The organism is Novosphingobium silvae (assembly GCF_009856825.1).
Classification (GTDB): domain Bacteria; phylum Pseudomonadota; class Alphaproteobacteria; order Sphingomonadales; family Sphingomonadaceae; genus Novosphingobium; species Novosphingobium silvae.
Window position 1 is genome coordinate 172,193 of sequence record NZ_WVTD01000008.1, and the last position, 17,869, is coordinate 190,061.

Annotated in this window: 20 protein-coding genes and 1 tRNA gene; 13 read left to right on the forward strand and 8 right to left on the reverse strand. The window is 62.1% G+C overall.

Annotation, left to right across the window (positions count from 1 at the left end):
- Positions 1-123 precede the first annotated feature (123 nt).
- From GR702_RS12475 to GR702_RS12495, 5 genes are read left to right on the forward strand one after another with little or no spacing between them, the layout of a single operon-like run.
- Positions 124-576, forward strand: coding sequence for a MarR family winged helix-turn-helix transcriptional regulator (locus GR702_RS12475; protein WP_160986217.1), 453 nt, complete (start codon positions 124-126; stop codon positions 574-576).
- The gene (locus tag GR702_RS12480) at positions 573-2,627 is read left to right on the forward strand and encodes an FUSC family protein (RefSeq protein ID WP_160986218.1); all 2,055 of its coding nucleotides are present in this window, start codon (positions 573-575) and stop codon (positions 2,625-2,627) included. Before GR702_RS12475 ends, GR702_RS12480 begins: the two co-directional genes overlap by 4 nt.
- Positions 2,624-2,839 (forward strand): DUF1656 domain-containing protein, encoded by a 216-nt coding sequence (locus GR702_RS12485; protein ID WP_160986219.1) that lies wholly within the window; start codon positions 2,624-2,626, stop codon positions 2,837-2,839. The genes GR702_RS12480 and GR702_RS12485 overlap by 4 nt, the downstream gene beginning before the upstream one ends.
- Complete coding sequence (locus GR702_RS12490) at positions 2,836-3,747, forward strand: efflux RND transporter periplasmic adaptor subunit (RefSeq protein ID WP_160986220.1); 912 nt, start codon at positions 2,836-2,838, stop codon at positions 3,745-3,747. Before GR702_RS12485 ends, GR702_RS12490 begins: the two co-directional genes overlap by 4 nt.
- Entirely contained in the window at positions 3,747-5,165 is a 1,419-nt protein-coding gene (locus tag GR702_RS12495) for an efflux transporter outer membrane subunit (RefSeq protein ID WP_160986221.1), read from the forward strand. Before GR702_RS12490 ends, GR702_RS12495 begins: the two co-directional genes overlap by 1 nt.
- Before the next feature lie 45 nt (positions 5,166-5,210).
- Here GR702_RS12495 and GR702_RS12500 read toward each other — a convergent pair whose 3' ends face one another.
- Positions 5,211-5,378 (reverse strand): DUF1674 domain-containing protein, encoded by a 168-nt coding sequence (locus tag GR702_RS12500; RefSeq protein ID WP_160986222.1) that lies wholly within the window; start codon positions 5,376-5,378, stop codon positions 5,211-5,213.
- A 54-nt stretch (positions 5,379-5,432) separates the two neighbouring features.
- On the opposite strand from GR702_RS12500, the gene GR702_RS12505 reads away from it, so the two are divergent.
- Positions 5,433-6,665, forward strand: a complete 1,233-nt coding sequence (locus tag GR702_RS12505) for an RsmB/NOP family class I SAM-dependent RNA methyltransferase (RefSeq protein ID WP_160986223.1) — start codon at positions 5,433-5,435, stop codon at positions 6,663-6,665.
- A gap of 47 nt (positions 6,666-6,712) precedes the next feature.
- Here the strand turns inward: GR702_RS12505 and GR702_RS12510 are convergent, their stop codons facing one another.
- Positions 6,713-7,783: a choice-of-anchor A family protein gene (locus GR702_RS12510; RefSeq protein ID WP_160986224.1), complete on the reverse strand. Its 1,071-nt coding sequence runs from the start codon at positions 7,781-7,783 to the stop codon at positions 6,713-6,715.
- A 190-nt stretch (positions 7,784-7,973) separates the two neighbouring features.
- Positions 7,974-8,504 carry a peptide-methionine (S)-S-oxide reductase MsrA gene (msrA, locus tag GR702_RS12515; protein WP_160986225.1) on the reverse strand — a complete coding sequence of 177 codons (531 nt, stop codon included), beginning with the start codon at positions 8,502-8,504 and terminating at the stop codon, positions 7,974-7,976.
- A gap of 113 nt (positions 8,505-8,617) precedes the next feature.
- On the opposite strand from msrA, the gene GR702_RS12520 reads away from it, so the two are divergent.
- The 4 genes from GR702_RS12520 to GR702_RS12535 all read left to right on the forward strand — a co-directional run bounded on the left by GR702_RS12520 (position 8,618) and on the right by GR702_RS12535 (position 11,020).
- Positions 8,618-9,472: a class I SAM-dependent methyltransferase gene (locus GR702_RS12520; protein ID WP_160986226.1), complete on the forward strand. Its 855-nt coding sequence runs from the start codon at positions 8,618-8,620 to the stop codon at positions 9,470-9,472.
- Positions 9,473-9,519: 47 nt separating this feature from the next.
- Positions 9,520-10,383, forward strand: a complete 864-nt coding sequence (aguB, locus tag GR702_RS12525) for an N-carbamoylputrescine amidase (RefSeq protein ID WP_160986227.1) — start codon at positions 9,520-9,522, stop codon at positions 10,381-10,383.
- A 29-nt stretch (positions 10,384-10,412) separates the two neighbouring features.
- The gene (gene folK, locus GR702_RS12530) at positions 10,413-10,916 is read left to right on the forward strand and encodes a 2-amino-4-hydroxy-6-hydroxymethyldihydropteridine diphosphokinase (RefSeq protein ID WP_160986228.1); all 504 of its coding nucleotides are present in this window, start codon (positions 10,413-10,415) and stop codon (positions 10,914-10,916) included.
- A gap of 28 nt (positions 10,917-10,944) precedes the next feature.
- Positions 10,945-11,020, forward strand: a tRNA-Lys gene (locus GR702_RS12535).
- Between the two features lie 610 nt (positions 11,021-11,630).
- On the opposite strand, the gene GR702_RS12540 is transcribed toward GR702_RS12535, so the two are convergent.
- Both GR702_RS12540 and GR702_RS12545 read right to left on the reverse strand, forming a co-directional pair.
- Positions 11,631-12,428, reverse strand: coding sequence for a hypothetical protein (locus tag GR702_RS12540; protein ID WP_160986229.1), 798 nt, complete (start codon positions 12,426-12,428; stop codon positions 11,631-11,633).
- 13 nt (positions 12,429-12,441) lie between these two features.
- Positions 12,442-13,128: a hypothetical protein gene (locus GR702_RS12545; protein WP_160986230.1), complete on the reverse strand. Its 687-nt coding sequence runs from the start codon at positions 13,126-13,128 to the stop codon at positions 12,442-12,444.
- A gap of 309 nt (positions 13,129-13,437) precedes the next feature.
- Here GR702_RS12545 and GR702_RS12550 point away from each other — a divergent pair, with 309 nt between their 5' ends.
- Positions 13,438-13,998 carry a recombinase family protein gene (locus tag GR702_RS12550; RefSeq protein ID WP_160986231.1) on the forward strand — a complete coding sequence of 187 codons (561 nt, stop codon included), beginning with the start codon at positions 13,438-13,440 and terminating at the stop codon, positions 13,996-13,998.
- Between the two features lie 130 nt (positions 13,999-14,128).
- Here GR702_RS12550 and GR702_RS12555 read toward each other — a convergent pair whose 3' ends face one another.
- Positions 14,129-14,608, reverse strand: coding sequence for a hypothetical protein (locus tag GR702_RS12555; protein ID WP_160986232.1), 480 nt, complete (start codon positions 14,606-14,608; stop codon positions 14,129-14,131).
- A gap of 61 nt (positions 14,609-14,669) precedes the next feature.
- Positions 14,670-14,918, reverse strand: coding sequence for a DUF6771 family protein (locus GR702_RS22770; protein ID WP_419880299.1), 249 nt, complete (start codon positions 14,916-14,918; stop codon positions 14,670-14,672).
- 286 nt (positions 14,919-15,204) lie between these two features.
- Between GR702_RS22770 and GR702_RS12560 the strand changes: the two genes are divergently transcribed.
- Both GR702_RS12560 and GR702_RS12565 read left to right on the forward strand, forming a co-directional pair.
- Entirely contained in the window at positions 15,205-15,816 is a 612-nt protein-coding gene (locus GR702_RS12560) for a zinc ribbon domain-containing protein (protein WP_160986233.1), read from the forward strand.
- Positions 15,813-16,238, forward strand: coding sequence for a hypothetical protein (locus GR702_RS12565; RefSeq protein WP_160986234.1), 426 nt, complete (start codon positions 15,813-15,815; stop codon positions 16,236-16,238). The genes GR702_RS12560 and GR702_RS12565 overlap by 4 nt, the downstream gene beginning before the upstream one ends.
- Before the next feature lie 260 nt (positions 16,239-16,498).
- Here GR702_RS12565 and GR702_RS12570 read toward each other — a convergent pair whose 3' ends face one another.
- Positions 16,499-17,677, reverse strand: coding sequence for a hypothetical protein (locus GR702_RS12570; RefSeq protein WP_160986235.1), 1,179 nt, complete (start codon positions 17,675-17,677; stop codon positions 16,499-16,501).
- Positions 17,678-17,869 lie beyond the last annotated feature (192 nt).

The following is a 17,869-nucleotide window of genomic DNA, read 5'->3' on the forward strand; positions in this document are numbered from 1 at the left end:
CCAACCTGGGTTGATGGTGCCAACTCTGCTTGCACCGATTGCAATTTACGGCATTGCTGGATTGTAAATCGCAAGACGCCTCCCGTTGCGGTGAAATAGTTAGGAGCCTAACTAACCGTCTCCATGACCGACCGACTCGCCCTCCTTCACGAATTTGCGACCCAACTCAATCCGGTGTCTCGCGCCTGGTTGCAGCTGGCGGACCGTATACTGGGCTCGCTCGAAATATCGAATTCGGCGGGATGGGCGCTGGTCCATCTCAGCCGACTGGGCGAGGGAGCGCGCCAGGGCGATCTCGCGCGCGCTATCGGTATCACCGAGGCATCTCTGGTGCGTACGGTGCAACAGCTGGAGCGCGACGGTCTGGTCGAGCGGCGGGCCGACGAAGACGATCGACGTGCCCACCGGCTCCATCTGACGGAGACGGGTAAAGCCCTTGCCCGCAAGGCCGACAAACGTCTGGTGGACTTGCGCGCCGAGCTGCTCGACGGCATTCCCGATGCGGACATCGATGCCGCCGTACGTCTGTTCGGAACCGTAGCCGGGCGAGCCGCCGACATGCGGGGCCGGGCGTGAACCCCGCCTTCGGTGCCCGCTGGGGCCTGCCGGCCGCCGTATTCTCGCTGAAGGCGCTCGCGGCTGCACTGCTGGCCACCTATATCTCTTTCGCGATCGGGCTCGAGCGGCCGTACTGGGCCTTCCTCACTTCGTACATCGTCGCAGCGCCGCTGGCCGGTGCGGTCATTTCCAAGGCGCTGTTCCGCGTCATCGGAACCTTCATCGGCGCGGCTGCGGCGGTGATCATGGTTCCGCCTCTCGCCCATAGTCCCGAACTCCTGACGCTTGCGATCGCGTTCTGGCTTGGTCTTTGCGTGTTCGTCTCGTTGCTGGAGCGCACACCGCGCGGCTATGCCTTCGTGCTTGCCGGCTACACCGCCGTGCTGATCGTTCTGCCGGCGGTGAACACGCCCGGCGAGATCTTCGTCGACGCCTCGCTGCGGGTGCAGGAGATCACCATCGGCATCCTGTGCGGCAGCCTCATGCACGGAGTGGTATTCCCGAACTCCGTATCAGCCTTCCTGCTCGGGCGCATCGCCATGATGCTGCGCGACGCCGAGCGCTGGACCCGCGACTCCCTTGAGCTGGAGCCCGACGCTTCGGTGGAGGCCGAGCGCCGCCGTCTGGCACAGGACGTGACGGAACTGCACAACCTGTCGATCCACCTTCCGTACGAAACCAGTCGGCCGGCGCCTCGCGTTCGCGCTGTCCGGGCACTTCAGGACCAGCTCTCGCTCCTAATGCCGCTGGGCGCGGCGGTGGCTGACAGGGTGGCCATCCTGAGGGAGCGCGAAGCCCTGACCCCGGAAGCCGAAGGGCTCCTTGCCGATACCCGGACGTGGCTCGATACGATGGACGGTCCGCGCGAGGAGCGCGAACGCGTAGCCGACGCGCTGAAGTTCCGGGCCGCGGCACTGGAGCCGGACTTCACCCCCGAGGCCGACTGGGACGAACTGCTGCAACTCAGCCTTGGCGCGCGGCTTTCCAGCCTGATCGACGCGCACCTCGATTGCCGCGACCTCGCCGACCAGCTCGGCACGCTCGACCGCAAGCCGGTGTCGCCGCGCATTCCGCGCCTGCTGGAAGGGCGCCGCAACCGTGAACTTCACCGGGATTATGCCGGTGCCCTGCGGGCGGGAGCAGGCGCTGCGATCACCATCATTGTCGGATGTATACTGTGGATCGGCAGCGGCTGGCACGACGGCGCGAGCGCGGTCATGCTGGCAGGCGTTTTCCTTGCGCTATTCTCCGCCTCGGACAATCCGCTGCTGCCGCTGTGGATGTTCTTCTGGGGCACGCTCATCGCCAGTCTCCTCGGGATGCTGTACGCCTTCGCCATCCTGCCCCGGATCGACGGCTTTCCCGAACTCGCGCTTACCCTTGCCCCGCCGCTGCTCGTGCTGGGATCGCTCATGCACTCGCCCCGGTTCGCCGGAATAGCCTTGCCTGCACTGCTGGGCATGGGCAGTCCGTTCATCATTGCCGTGCGTTACAACGATAATTTCGTAAGCTTCACCAATGGCGCGCTTGCGCAGTTGATTGGAGTGCTTTTCGCGATCGTCATGGCGCGTCTGCTGCAGTCGGCGGGGCTTGAGCATGCGATCAGGCGAACGCTGCGGGCGGGGTGGCGCGACATCGCCGGGCGCAGCAACCTCATGGGGCCGCCGGACGTTCGGGGCTGGATCAACCGGATGCTGGATCGCATCGCGCTGCTCTCGCCACGGCTGGCGCTGAGCGGAAAGGCGCCCGGGGAGCCGCTCTACGATGTCCTGCGGGATCTGCGCACGGGTGTAGCCATCGGTGAACTGCGCCAGTTGCGCCTGGACCTTCCGCCCCAACGCAGCGCGCCACTCACCGCCGTGCTGGCGCAGGTGGGTGAATACTACCGCCGCCTCGAGCCCGACGAACGCACGCCTGCCGAGCCTGCGCTTCTGGTCGATATCGATCGCGCGCTCCACGTCTTTGCGCGCGATGAGGATCGCTCAATACGCCGCCACGCTGCGCTTGCCCTTGTCGCGCTGCGGCGCAACCTCTTTCCCGAAGCCGCCGACCTGAAAGGCATTTCATGAACGGCGAGATCGCCATCGCGGGCGTCTACATGCCCACGCTCCTCCTGCTTGCGGTGATCGCGGCGGTGCTGACCATGCTGCTCCTGCGGCTGGCCGACTACGCCGGCCTGTACCGCTTCGTCGCCTACCGGGCGCTCGTGGACCTTTGTCTCTATGTCATGGTCCTCGGCGCCTTGTCCCTTCTTGCCCCCCACATCGGTTTCCATCCATGAAGAACCTGCTTCCCGCGATCGGCCGTAGCGCCGCCACCATTCTCATCGTCGCCCTTGCCATCGTCATCGCGCTGTGGATGTGGAACCACTACGAGCGCAGCCCCTGGACCCGTGACGGCCGCGTGCGCGCCGATGTAGTACGGGTAACCCCCGATATCGGCGGGCTGGTGACGTCCGTCGCGGTGCGCGACAATCAGCCCGTGAAAGCCGGCGACCTGCTCTTCGTGATCGACAGGCCCCGTTATTCGCTTGCGGTGGAGCAGGGGGAGGCGAGCGTGGCGAGCGCGCGGGCCACGCTGGGGCAGGCGCAGCGCGAGGCCTCGCGCGATCTGGCACTGGGCGATCTCGTCGCGACCGAGACTCACGAGCAGAACGTGGCGCGCGTCGCCACCGCTCGTGCCGCGTTGGCCGAGGCACAGAGTTCGCTCGACGGCGCAAAGCTGAACCTGGCGCGCACCCAGGTGCGTGCATCAGTCAACGGTACCGTCACCAACCTTGACTTGCACCCCGGCGACTACGTTGCTGCAGGAAGCCAAGCGATGGCCCTGGTCGATGGCGACTCCATCCGCGTCGAAGGCTACTTCGAAGAAACGAAGCTGCCGATGATCCGTGTCGGCGCCCCGGTGACGGTGCATCTCATGGGCGAGGCGCAGCCGCTGAGGGGCCGTGTGGAGAGCATCGCGGCGGGCATCAACGACGACAGCCGCAGCGATTCGGGCAACCTGCTCCCCAATGTGGAGGCGACGTTCTCGTGGGTCCGCCTGGCCCAGCGCATCCCCGTCCGGGTGAAACTCACTCACGTGCCGGATAACGTCCAGCTCATTCTCGGCCGCACCGCCACCGTCACGGTGGAGCGTCCGGGCGAGAAGCCGGTTTCGCGGCCGCAGCAGGCTTCGGGAGGCCGATGATGGCGCGTCTTCGTCCCGCTGCCGCCCTTGCTGCGGTGCTGGCCCTTTCCGCCTGTGCCACGGCGGGTCCTGACTACCATCCGCCCGAGAACTCCGTCGCCGTGACGCCGGGCGCGCAGGGCCCCTTCGCCTCTGTCAACGGTCCGGCCTTTTCGCAGGAGTCGCTACCCGATCGCTGGTGGAGCCTTTATCGGGACGAGCGCCTCGACGGCCTCGTCCAGCAGGCGCTCGCCGCCAATGCCGACTTGCGGCAGGCCGAGGCGAACCTCGAACGGGCACAGGCGGTGGTCGCCGAGGCGACCGCGGGACGGCAGATCACGACCTCGGTCACGGGCGGCGTCGATGTCTCCCGCCAGTCGCAGACCGGCAGGCCACTTCCCGGTGTGGTGATGGACAACCTGGGGCTCGCCGTCAGCTACCCTCTGGATCTCCGGGGCAAGCTGCGCCGTGCGATCGAGGCGTCGGAGGCTGACCGGGAAGCCGTCGAGGCGGCACGCGATGCCGTTCGTGTCAGCGTGGCGGGTGGGACCACCCGCGCCTATGCACAGGTTTGCGCCGCGAACTATCAGCTGGCGGTGACGCAGCGGGTCGTGGCGCTTCAGCGTCAGACGCTGGATGCCACGCGCCGTCTGCAGCGCGGCGGCCGGGGCACGGCTTTCGACGTCAGCCGCGCAGCCGCGGCGGTCGAAACAAGCGCGGCTTCGCTTCCCGCCTTCACGGCACAGCGCCAGAATGCGCTGTACCTGCTTGCCACCTTGCTCGGCCGTGCTCCGGCGGACTACCCCCGGGAAGTGGCGGACTGCGCCACTCTGCCTCGCCTCGCCGGCAGCATACCGGTGGAGGATGGCACTGCGCTCATCCGGCGGCGAGCCGACATACGACAGGCGGAACGCCTGATCGCAGCGGACACCGCGCGTATCGGAGTGGCCACTGCAGACCTTTATCCCAGTGTGAGCATCGGTGGCTCGGCAGGCTTTTCGGGTCAGCTGGAGGATTTCGGCAGTTCAGACAGCTTCGGCTTCAGCCTTGGACCGCTGCTCAGCTGGTCGTTCCCCAACCGCCCGGTGGTGCGCGCCCGGATCGAGCAGGCCGACGCTGCTGTGCGTGCGGATCTGGCGGGCTTCGATGCCACCGTCCTTGAAGCGTTGAGGCAGGCGGAGTCCGCGATGGAAACCTACAGTCGCCACCGCGAACGCGCGGCAGCGCTGGGCCGGGCGCGGGACAATGCCGCCATATCCGCTGCTCAGGCCAACAAGCTGTTCCGCTTCGGCCGCAGCGATTTCCTCAATCTGCTTAGTGCACAAGGCAGCCTGGCTTCGGCCGAGGCGTCCCACGCCGCAGCGGAAGCTGCACTCGTGGACCACCAGATCGCGGTGTTCCTCGCGCTGGGCGGTGGGTGGCAGCAAGGCGCGGACTAACCCGGACTTCTCCGGCACCGTCCCGGACTGCCAAAAAGGCGGTCCTCAGAAATCCACGGCAACACCGTTGCGGACCCAGTCGCCGTAACGGGTGGGCGAAAGGCCGTCGGAATCTTCGCCGTCCTTGGGCCTTTCGGCACGAGGGGCAGGCTCGTTGGTCCAGTGTGTAGGCTTGGCAAAGCCTGCCGGACGTTCTGTGGCGCGCTTGGTCATGGACGCGATGTGGTGCCGCTGGCGGAAAAAGGCAATTGGGTATAGGGGCCCGCGATGGACATTCCAGGCCTTCCCGCGCGCCGCGCCGCGCTTAACCTCGTCGATGCCGTGCTGCGCAGGGGCGAAACCCTCGACCAAGCGGCCGGTGCCGCTCTCGCGCGCGTCAAGGGGGATGCCGACCGCGCGCTTGCCCGGGCCATCGCGGGGGAGACGCTGCGGTGGAAGGTCGATCTCGACGCGCTGATCGATTCGGCCACGCGCCAGCGGCTACCGGACGATGCCAAGCCGCGCGCGGTGCTGCAGCTGATGCTGGCGCAGGTCCTACGGCTGGAGACGCCGCCGCATGCAGTGATCGCCACCGGCCTTTCACTGCTGATAGGAGGACCGCGGCGCCTTGCCCACGGGGTGTTCTCCACGCTGATGAAGCAGAACGCTGCCCTTCCCGGCGTGCCGACCCTGCCGGAAGATGTCGCGGGCCGCTGGGGCGAGCGCGGCGACGCCATCGCAGCCGCCCTTGCCGAGCCGCCGCCGCTCGACCTCGCCCTGCGCGATCCCGATGCCACCGCCGAATGGGCCGAAAGGATGGGGGGAACATCACTGCTGCCGGGTCATCTGCGTCTGCCGCGCGGCACGGCGGTCGAGCATCTGCCGGGCTTTCGGGACGGTGCCTGGTGGGTGCAGGATCTTGCCGCGAGCCTTCCCGCACGCCTGCTTGGCCCGGGGGAAGGGCGCACGGCGCTCGATCTCTGCGCCGCGCCGGGCGGCAAGACGATGCAGCTGGCCGCCCAGGGCTGGCAGGTTACCTCGCTCGACAATTCCAAGCGTCGGCTGGAGCGGCTGCGCGAGAACCTGGCCCGCACCCGGCTGGAGGCGGAAGTGGTGCTGGCGGATGCTCTGGCATGGGAGCCGGAGCAGAAGTTCGACGCGATCCTGCTCGACGCTCCCTGTACGGCCACGGGCACGGCCCGCCGGCATCCCGACGTGCTTCACCGCATCGGCCCGCGCCAGATAGAGGAGATGGCCGATCTCCAGGCCCGTCTCGTCCAGCGTGCCGCAGGCTGGCTGAAGTCGGGCGGGCGGCTGGTGTACGCGGTGTGTTCGCTCGAAGCGGAAGAAGGGGAGGATCAGGTGGTGCCCGCAGGCCTGTCGCCCCTGCCGATCACCACTGGCGAACTGCCCGCCGGGCTGGTGCCCACTCCTTCGGGAAGCCTGCGCACCGATCCGGGAATGCTTGCCGAAAACGGCGGCCTCGACGGTTTCTTCGTCTCGCGTTGGACGAAGGACTGAAGGGGCAGGCTGAACGCGCGAAGCAGCCGTTCAGCCCCATTATCCCCTCAGGCAGGCACCCGGCGGCGGCGCCAGAACAAGAGGCCGCCGAGCGCAAGCGCGAACATGCCCACCATGCCGGGTTCGGGAACCGACGTTCCGCCAGAGCTTCCGCCCGGCGTGGTCGGAGTGCCCGGATCGCTGGGCGAGGGGTTGTAGCCACCCTTGTAGGTGCCGACGTGCATTTCGCCATTCTGGACGAGGCTGCCGAACACGGCCGATCCCTGGATGTAGTTGCCGGTCGTCGCTGCCGCGCCCGGCGCCAGGACCGAGCCGCCCCATGCCGTCGTCAGCGAAAGACTGCTCGCATCCGGGAAGTTCCAGATCACGTTCTCGCCCAGGTTCTGGGTCCCGCCAAGAAAGTTGTCGTTCAGCGTGATCGACTTGCCCGAGACGTTGACGATCGCCGTGTCCGCGCCGTTGAGGTTGAACTGGATTTCGCCGATGCGGTCGAGATCGGCGGCAGTGATGTTGAACACCGCAACCCCGTTGGCGTCAGGCTGTGCGTTGAAAGTGCCGCGGTTGCCGCTGACGACGAGTTCGCTGTTGGCGCCTTGCGTGCTCATGGAGTGGCTGAGCCCGCTCATAGACGTTTCGATCAGGCTCTTCTGCTGCGTCAGGTTCTGCGAAAACGCGGGATCGCTGGCCGCAAGCCCGGCGGTGACGGTGTTGTTGTTCACGTTGGTGTTGCTGATCGATCCGCCGACCAGCACCGTCTGCGCCGCACCGTTCAGGTTGAGCCCGCTGTTGACGTTGCCGCCCACAACCGCTCCCGAACCGTTGTTGAGGTTCTTGTGTCCGCCATTGACGTCGCCGACCACGGTCAGTCCCGGAGTGCCCGTGCTGGATGTGGGCAGAGGCTGGATCTGGTAGTTGGACGAGTTGCCGTTCAGATTGCCTCCGACGAAAGTCCGCCCCTCGACTTCGGAGGACGAGGTCAGGTCGCCCAGCACCACGAGGTTCCACGTCCGCAGCACGTCGGTGCCCGCGATCATGCCGGAACTGGCGAAGCCCGGGCTGGTGATAAGCGCGGCGGCCACAACGGCCAGCGAGAGCGAAGCAGTGCGAACAGGAGACATGGGCGGGACTCGTCCGGCGGAAGTGCCGGGAGCCCTAGTATTGTGACCGGTGATTTAAGGAAGTTCGACTTTGCAGTTGTCCCTAGGTGGAACACTGGAAGGATTGCAGGTTACGAAGAGGTCGAGGCGTCATGTGGTCTGCCGCCAGCCCGGGCAGCACTAGCCCCGGCTGGCGGCCTACCGCTTCGCGTCAGGCCTTGACCTTGTCCTGGAAGCTCTTGCGCAGCTTCATCAGCTTCGGCGGGATCACCGCAAGGCAGTAGGGGTTGCGCTGGCCTTCGCCGTCCCAGTATTCCTGATGGTAGTCTTCTGCGGGATACCAGTGGGCAGGTCCCTCGATCGTCGTGACTGCCTTCTCACCGGGATGCTCGGCATCCCAGCGCGCGATCGCGGCGGCAGCCTCTTCGGCCTGAGCGTCGTCGAGTGGGAAGATCGCCGAGCGGTACTGCGTGCCCACGTCGTTGCCCTGACGGTTGAGCTGCGTCGGATCGTGCGTGCCAAGGAATACGTCGAGGATCTCGGCATGCGAGATCACTTCCGGGTCGTACGTCACCTCGATCGCCTCGGCATGCCCGGTGGTGCCGGAGCAGACCTGCTTGTAGGTCGGGTTCTCGACAGAGCCGCCGATATAGCCGCTTTCGACCTTTGTGACGCCGATCACGTCGCGGAAGACTGCCTCGGTGCACCAGAAGCACCCGCCAGCCACGATTGCCGTTTCCATTCTCGTTCATGTCCTCAGTGGAAGGAATGCGTGGCTAGATAGGTACGCTTTGCCCGCTTGTCATTGGCCGCGGGGCGTTTAGTGTTCCGCCGGAACCGCCGGAGGAGAACCCGATGCGCCGCGCCCTGCTGACCCTGTCTTCGCTCCTTGGCCTTGTCGCTGTGCCTCTTTCGGCCGAGCCTGTTCGCAAGGGAACCCAGACGCAGGCCTGCAAGGGCTGCGAGGCACTGCTCGAACTCGCGGCCGCCAGCCCCTTGCGCAAGGACGACCGTGCGCGGGACCCTGCGCGCCATCCTGTCGAGACCCTGAGCTTCTTCCAGGTAGGACCGGAGATGAAGGTCGGCGAATACGCGCCCGGTGGCGAGTGGTATTCGCGCTTCCTGGGCCTGTACCTCGGTAAGCAGGGGCACCTTGTCGGCCTGTACTTCGACCCCGCGAGCGGCGCGTTCAAGGACAAGGAGGCGATCCGCAGGGCAGCCGCCGCATACCCGGCCGACGTCGCCAAGTTCACAGGCATCGATGCCGGACGCTTCGCCGCCTACACCCTCGACGCCGTGCCAGAGGCGGAGAAAGGCACGTTCGACGTCATCATCATCGCGCGCATGATGCACAACCTCATGCGCTGGAACATCGCGGACAGCGAAGTGAAGGCTCTGCGTGCCCTCCTCAAGCCGGGCGGCCTTGTCGGCATCGAGCAACACCGCGCCCGCGCCGATGCGCCCTACGCATACAGCGATGGTTCGAAGGGCTACCTACGCGAAGCCGATGTCATCCGCTTCATGGAAGTGAACGGCTTCACGCTCGCCGGCAAGTCCGAGATCAACGCAAATCCCAAGGACAACGCGAACTGGCCGGACGGCGTCTGGACGTTGCCGCCCTCGCTGGCGCTGAAGGACAAGGACCGCGCCAGATACCAGGCCATCGGCGAGAGCGATCGCATGACCCTGCTCTTTCGCAAGCGTGACTGAGCGCGCCCGCTCTGGACTTACCGCGGTGCAATCCATAACTGAGCACCATGACCGAGATCACTGTCGCCGCCCTGCAGCTTGCCCTCGCCTCCGCTGACGAGGCCGAGAACATTTCCGCCGTTTCCGCGCTGGTGGAAGAGGCTGCCGGTCGCGGTGCCCAAATTGTGTTGCCGCCCGAACTGTTCTCCGGCCCTTATTTCTGCAAGATCGAGGACGAGGCGGTGTTCGCGCTTGCGCGGCCGACGGCCGAGCACCCTTCCGTCATCGCCATGCGCGCACTCGCGGCGAAGCTGAAGGTCGCCATCCCGACCAGTTTCTTCGAGCGCGACGGGCACCACTACTACAATACGCTCGCCATGATCGACACCGACGGCGAGATCATGGGCACCTATCGCAAGAGCCACATCCCCGATGGGCCGGGGTATGAAGAAAAGTATTATTTCCGGCCCGGGAACGACGGTTTCAAGGTCTGGGACGTTTTCGGAACGCGCATCGGCGTCGGCATCTGTTGGGATCAGTGGTATCCCGAGGCGGCCCGGGTCATGGCGCTGATGGGCGCCGAACTGCTGTTCTATCCAACTGCCATCGGCTCGGAGCCCTACGATGCCGATCTCGATACAAGCCGCATGTGGCGCCGGGCCATGGTCGGTCACTCGGTGTCCAACTGCATGCCGGTGATCGCCGCCAACCGCATCGGGCCTGAACTTGAGTGCGGCAGCGAGCAGGCATTCTATGGCCATTCGTTTGTCACCGACGAGTGGGGTGATTACGTGGCGGAGTTCGGTCGCGATGAGAGCGGTGTCCTGGTAGCTACCCTCGACCTTGCGCGGGCTGCACGGCACCGCGCAGGCATGGGGTTCTTCCGCGATCGCCGGCCTCAGCTTTATACACGCATCGCTCAGGACATCTGAGCCGCTCGCAGTTCAGGGACGCGGAGCGCATGGACAGCCATCGCTATCTTGTTGCGCTTGGCTCGAACGTGAGGCACGGGCGCCATGGCGCGCCCCGGCGCGTGCTGGCAGCAGCACTGCAGGTTCTCGGTCTTGGTGAGTGCAGGGTGCTCGCCGCATCGCGGATAATCGAAACCGCGCCTCTCGGCCCGTCGCGGCGCCGGTATGCCAATGCTGCCGCCGTGGTCCGCTCGAGCGAGGACCCGGAGGCGTTCCTGGACAGCCTTCACGAGATTGAACAAGACTTCGGTCGCCGCCGGCTAGGCCGCGCATGGGGTGCGCGGGTGCTGGATCTGGACATCGTGCTTTGGGATGGCGGAGCCTATGCTACATCGCAAGGCGGGCTTGTCGTACCCCACCAGGCCTTTCGCAGCCGCCGCTTCGTCCTCGATCCTGCGGTGACGATCGCGGGCGAGTGGCGCGATCCATTGACCCACATGAGCATACGACAGTTGCAAGCCCGCTTGACCAAGCGCCGCCAGCCCCTTAGGTGACCCCCACCCAGACCGTCCACACGGCACCGGGCCCTTAGCTCAGTCGGTAGAGCAACTGACTTTTAATCAGTAGGTCGCTGGTTCGAACCCAGCAGGGCTCACCACCTCAGTAAAATCAATGACTTAGGTGGTTTGTGATGGCGATTGTCTCACAGTTTGTCTCGCACTCGATACGCTCTAAAATGGGCTGAATCACAGACAAGAAACCCGCCATCGAGACGCCTACCGCTTTACGTTGCTGTGCATGAAGCCGGTCACGCCATTTCTATGCTGTCGAGCCAGCCCCCGCGATGGGTTGATCACGTCTCGCTGACGCAGCTACCCAATGATGCGCTTGGGTTCACCAAGGGGAAGGCTCGTTTCAATTTTGGCATGGCTGAGCAGCTCGCAGCGGCGGGGCAACGGGAACATATGATCGCAGCTGCTAAGGCGGACGTAATTGACCTACTAGCAGGACCGATCGCTGAGGCGCGGTTTCGTAGGGACTGCGGGGTCACGCGTCTAATCAACGCTCACAACTACGCAAAGACCTTGGCTCAAGCTGATTGCGCTTTGCCGCAGGATCATGACCTTGCAAAGGTTCATTTGCGACTTCACTGGTGCGATCCAACTACCGTCACCTTCATAGCTCACGCGCTCCTTTCGCGTGACCTCTTCGTACTCAATCTTTGAACTACCGGCTAAATCTGCTCATTCCCGCTCCAAAGCACCCGATCACTGTTGCTCGCGCACCCAGAGACGGCTCATATGGATGGCCAGCTTTTCCGGGTCGATGCGAATGGCGTGCGCTACTGCCTGCACCTCACTCAAATTTCCAGACCACCGTCCGGAAAGCCATTCCGTAGGCAGTTTGCCTTCAGCGCCAGGGAACGCCGCCAGAGCTGCCAGCAGCTGTGTAAGCGATGAAGCCGTTTCGAACTCGATAAACTGGGAAGTGGTGTCAGGCGTTGGTCTGAAACGCCGCTTTTTTAGGAGCCAAGCCGCAGCTTCAGCCCAACTGACTACAACCTTGCCGTCTTCGCGGTGGGATGACAATTCCTTGGCACTCAGGGCATTTCGAACGGCGCCCTCTCTCATATCGGCGAGTAGCGCCAGTTCTCGGACGGAGAACACGGCGGTTGCTCGCTGGTCCGGGTCTGAGAGTTTTTGCCGAGCCCGGAACATGTCCAGCACTTGGGTCGTCAGTGGGTCATCCGGCCACCCCGCGGGCTCTCCGTAAGCATTTGTCCGCGGAACCAAATCGATGAATGACGCCAAAGCCGATTCCTCGAAGTCCCCACTGGGCTCCAGGGCACACGACCCCATGGCGAAGTCGTACATGAGCAACAGGGGCATACCGTTTCCAAAGTGGGTCAGGTCCACCTTTTCAGGCTGATCGTCTGCATAATCCCCTTCAGCCGGGAAGCCCGCGAAAGCAATGGCGGCATCATGCCCTTTTAGTCGGGCGAGATGGTCAGCGATCAGGAGAATTCCCTTCTGCAGCTCGCGAACATAGTCTTCGTGGCGGATCATGACGGCTATCTCCTCAAGCGGCAAACAGGCGAGCGAAATGAAATTTCAACCGGTTGACGGCGGTATCCCGAAGGCCCTTGGAGGGATGAAGGACGACGAATGCCTCGACGTTGGCTGATAGGTACGGCAGCGACAAGACACTGTGGCCGAAGTAAACGGCTTGGTTGCTGCCGTTCGGCCCCAGGATGGTTTCGCCTTGTGTCACGACAAGAGCCCTGTGAGCACCGAGGAAAGCATCATAGGCAGCCTTCCCGCCAAACAAGATGGCGCGAGGGCCAATATAGCTGATCAGCTGAGCCAGATGCGGAGCCGTTTCCTTGGCGGCTACAGGAACACGGATGCCCAAGCTTTGCATGTTGGGGGACCGGCGCCAGATCACATTGCTGCCCTGCACCGCCCTGATTCCCTCGGGCGACGATACACCGAGCGTTCGCTGAAGCAGGCGACCGATGTTCTGCGAAGTCGGCCCATACCCCTCTATGTACTCGCTGCCACCCGCGGCGACATCGACCAACCGAAAATTGTTCGGGGAACCGCCCGGATTGAGGCCGAGGACCATCAGAGGGCAAGGGCAAACGGGAGAATAGTTGATCGAGTAATCGGCCCTGTTGTTTAGGCCGGTCGCGGCACGCCATTGCGTGTCAATATCGGCGAGAACTTGATTGGCTTCAGGCAAGAGTGAGTGATCTAACGCGAACATAGTAGGGTCCCCAATGTAACAGTGCCTTCGTTCCAGGCTGTCACTCTCCCCCTGTGCTTGGGAAAATGTCACCGCCATGCCTATATGATATAATCAATGTCATATTCCCTGTCGATGAAAATATGATACTGACATTGTCACTGGTATCATAATGGAGGGGGTGTCCCGATCACCATTCCCATGCGCCGCTGAGGTATAGGCGTGCGGTGCGTTCCAAGCGAAACCAAATTCCGTGCCAATAGGGTTGCTTTCCGTTTTTGGAGCGGATAACCGGAAAGGGTCTAAGAGGCTATTGGTACTGGATTCGCTATGTTGGTTGGGTATGCGAGGGTAAGCAGCGCAGGACAGTCGCTTGATGTTCAGTTGGAAGCTTTGGCAGCGGCTGGATGCGAAAAGGTATTCCAAGAGAAGAAGAGCGGCACCAGCGCAGAAGGAAGGGACGCCCTTGCCGATGCTTTGGACTTCGTTCGTGATGGCGACACCCTCATGGTCACTCGCCTTGATCGCCTTGCAAGGTCATCTGTGGACCTTCACAACATCATCGAACGAATAAGCGCCAAAGGTGTGAAATTCCGCTGCCTACAGCAAGCCGGGATCGATACCGATAGCGGAATGGGAAAGCTTGTCCTTGCTATCCTAGGGGCTGTAGCAGCCTTCGAAACCGATATCCGAAAAGAGCGCCAGCGCGAAGGGATTGAGAAGGCCAAGGCAAATGGCGTTTACAAGGGGCGTAAGCCGTCCGTCGAGGTCGATGCTGTTCGCCAGCTTCATGGCGATGGAGTTGGGCCTTCCGATATCGCCAAGCGCCTCGGAATCGGGCGTACAAGCGTTTACCGGGCTTTGAAGGTCGATTGCGCGCCAGCGGATTAGGAACCTGGCTCCATGCCTCTCCCGCTACACAAATTGTTAAGTTGCAGGTGCGCGAGGGCAAGTGAATACAATGGAAAGCCCCGCGCCAGCCGAAAGGCCTTGGATGCCGCCAGCTACGTTGCTTGATCGTTCACGACCCGGGCGCAATTTCTTCGAAGTATGATGCTATACAAAGCTTGAGAGCCTGCGAAATCCCTTCCGCGCCATAGCCTACATAATCCGTACCAACCTTGCTTTTAAAGGACCGATTAGAAAGGTTGGCACGGAGCTTACCATCTTCTACTTTAATATGAGCACTACTAGCCTCGATTTCATAAGTACTAGCATCATGAGGTCGCTGCTTAGGGCCGAAAAGGCGGAAAGCTATCGCCGGAGCCATATATCGCCCTTTATCCCAATTCCGCTCAATCACTGGCCTCATACCCTGCCTTTCGCAGGCGTTTGCGGCCTCCAAAATGATAGGTCCGGCGACCTCTTCGAGCAAAGCGATCTGACCATCCCAGTCAGCGTCTCTTTCAGCAGCGGCGCGAGCTACCTGTTCCTCATGTTGCTTCGAGGCTGCTTCGTGATTGCCGCGCATTTGCCTAGTGAAATCGTCGAAGTCGCCCATGCAGATAACCCCTTAGTGGTAAAACAGGTTATGTCCGCAAGTGGAATCACAGGCAAGTGCCCTACGGGTCGCCCCAGAGGTTTCCTAACAGCAAGCAGCGGTACGGCCTTTCAAAGAGGCAAGGATAGCTGATCGCGGTCTGCGTCCCTTTGCCGGGATAAGCCTGCGCAACATGGTCTGCCAAATTGGAGACGGACTCCAGCCGGACCCTGCGTGATGGTGCCGTAATGCCTACACGAACCCATCCCGGCGCAGACATAATGAGGTCTGCGATAAGCTCCGATGTGCTTGATGATGCCGACTCTGTCATGAAGGGAAAATAGAACAAAATAGGAACTTATCGCAAGCAGGTTCGGTCAAGAATCGTTTACTGTATCGTCGATTTTTGCCATGCCGGAAATGCAGCGTCGCCAAATCGATGCTGCGGGGCGTCGTAACCCCTTGAGGAGTCAGCCGGTCGAGTTTTCTCGGCCGGGTGGCATGCGCATATGTCCAGTCGGCTCTGCCGATAAAAGCGTATGCGCCTGCGGGACTCCTACAGGTTACGAACACCCGGCTTCGGCTGGGTAGCCTCGTAGTCTAACGGGGGTAAGAGCATGGCATTGGCGGATACTGAACACGGGACAGACAAGGTTTGTCCCGACTGCGCCGAAATCATCAAGGGCGCGGCGAAGGTATGCCGCTATTGTGGTTACCGGTTCGATCAAGAGGATGCTGCCGCAAAGCTGATAACGGCCTCTCCCATAGACCACGATGGGGCAGATTATGGTCAGGACGTCACGGACGACGACAAACCAGCGGGCATAAGCATCTTGGCCTTCGTAGGGATCATAGGTGCAGTCGGACTTGGAATATTGGGGCTGGCAACCCTTGGCGATGCAAGCGCCGAGCCTTCGGAACTAGAAACGCTAGAGGTTAACGACATGGGGTTGAAGGCCGATGGCACCCCCGACGAAGTGACAGCGGTCACCGTGTGTGACATGGCTATCAAAGGTTCATTAGTATCAGAGGGGTCTTATGATCCCGAGTTCCGATGGGATTATAGCGCAGCGGGGAGCGTTGCGTTCGTTAGCCGAAAATTTGATTCTCAAAACGGCTTTGGAGCGAAGATCACCTCCCGTTATCGCTGTAAGTGGGACGCCGCTGCCGACACCATCGTATCCCTTGAGGTCACCGATCCCTATGGCGAAACAAGGAAGCTGAAATGAAGGGCGGTGTAGCAATCGCCGCCGTTTGTTGCCTTGCTGCTACGGGATGCGAGAAGCCGCCACATGTGCCTTCTGATGCCCATATCAGCGCCGTGGAGCAAATTAGCAGCACCCAAGCTGCCATCGATCCTGCCAAGGCTGCGCTCATCTGCAAGGCAGGGATAGAGGAACTGTTCAAGCAGCCAGTCGCTTCCATGAAGGCCGAACCAATCACAGGAGGGATTATCCGCGTTTCCTACCGCCGTTCATCCGACAACACCTTATGGAAGAACGATTGTAAGATCGACGGCGATAGGATCGTATGGCGCGCTGTCGATGCGAGTCCTGGCTCCGGTCCTGGTAGGTGGCGTGACGATCCTGCTGATGGGATGGTGACCTATAAGATCAATGGGGATCGCGTTGAGGTCATTGAGACGTTCTAAGCTACCCCCCCATGTCCTAGGTGGAGTCAAGGAGCGGAGAGGATTGCCTGACCAGTGCCGACCCCACTTTACCTTGGACTCACACAAGTGATGTCAGAAACCACCATATATGTGCGGTCAGCCGCACCTAACCGGCCATATTGGCGAATACATCCTCAATATCCCCTAATTTCCCCGCAGAGGTCCGTAGAGCGCCTATATAGAAGTTTAGCTACTCACCTACCTCTTCTTCAGGAAGGCGCTGTACGGGCTTATACGGGCTATTTAGTCGTCAGAGTCGGTAGAACTCCCACATGCCCTTGGAAACAGGTTGAAAGGACTTGCTTCGCCAATTCCGCCTTCGACCTCGGTACGATGACGGCATCATGCAGGGGCAGTGCGGGAACACCGTAACGCGTCGCTAACTCATGAACCGCGTCTACGACCGCGCTGCTTTCTAGGAACTGCAAATCTGCCCAAGTGACCGGGTTCGTAGGCCAGTCTTTTAGCAGCGGCAGATGATCGAGGATTTTGCGCTGCGTCTTACCGAACGGGAAATCTCTTTGCAGATCGGCGGCACCATTCGGATGGTTGCTGGAGTAGCGGCGCTTTGCGGCATCAGGCCAACGGGAATGGAAACCGGTATGCCCTAGGGTGATGGTCACCCAAATCTTCGCGACCTTGCGTGGTACGCCGGGAATATCATATGGATCGGCTGGCAGTGGAACCCTCATCAGCTTATGCAGGATGGTAAGGTAGCTGGCGGAAATATCGACCTCGACGACAGGTTCGCCGTTGATGGTGATGTTCTCGCGCCCGATGTGGTCACCGCGTTCAGGGCGGGCCACTCGCGGCATCTGCTGATAGGATTTTCCGAAAGCGTAGGAATACAGCCGCGCTCCCTTATTCCAGCGGTAATCGCGGTGATCCCCTTGTGCAAATATGCGGGTGAACGCGAAGTGGCATTCGGCAGGCTGTATATCCTGATCGGCGAAGAAGGTGTTGATGTCGTGAACCTGCTTTGCATAGCGGTAAGCGGCTGGATGGGCTGGATCGAAGTCCACTCTGCCGCCTTTGTGCTTTTTGCCCTTCTTATCCTTCCTGCTGTCGGCGCGGAGTTGGATGGGTGCCCTAACCGCCTTGGGCCTCGGCAGCATGGTGAAGTGGGATGCCCAGTCTGGCAGGCGTATGCCGTACTGTTCGGCAAGGGCAATTAGCTTCGGCGTTGCTCTGAACCGGGTGGCAATGCCTCGATCATGGACGTTTACGGACTCTTTGAAGCCGGTGACGACTTCCAGATATCCCTTGCCCTTTAGGCCATCTACGACCGTCTTAAACGGACGATATCCGACCGGGCAGTCCGTGAATCCTTGATTCTTGAAGGAGTCCCTGCCCATGGAGCGGAATAGATAGCCGTCTGTGCGGATGGATGCTTCCTTGAGGAGCGCTGCCACCATCATGCGTAGAGCTTGGTGGAGTTCGTCAGAGGGTTTCTTCCTCCGCCCCATATAAGGTGTAACCTCTGCTAACAGCCCGCTGCCGAAGTCGATTTTTCGGGACGGCGCTCAGCCCGGCCCCGCAGACATGATGATCAGCAGCACGCCGGCTTCGGCTGCGACTTGGCCGACGAGGGCGAAGATCAGCGCGTTTTC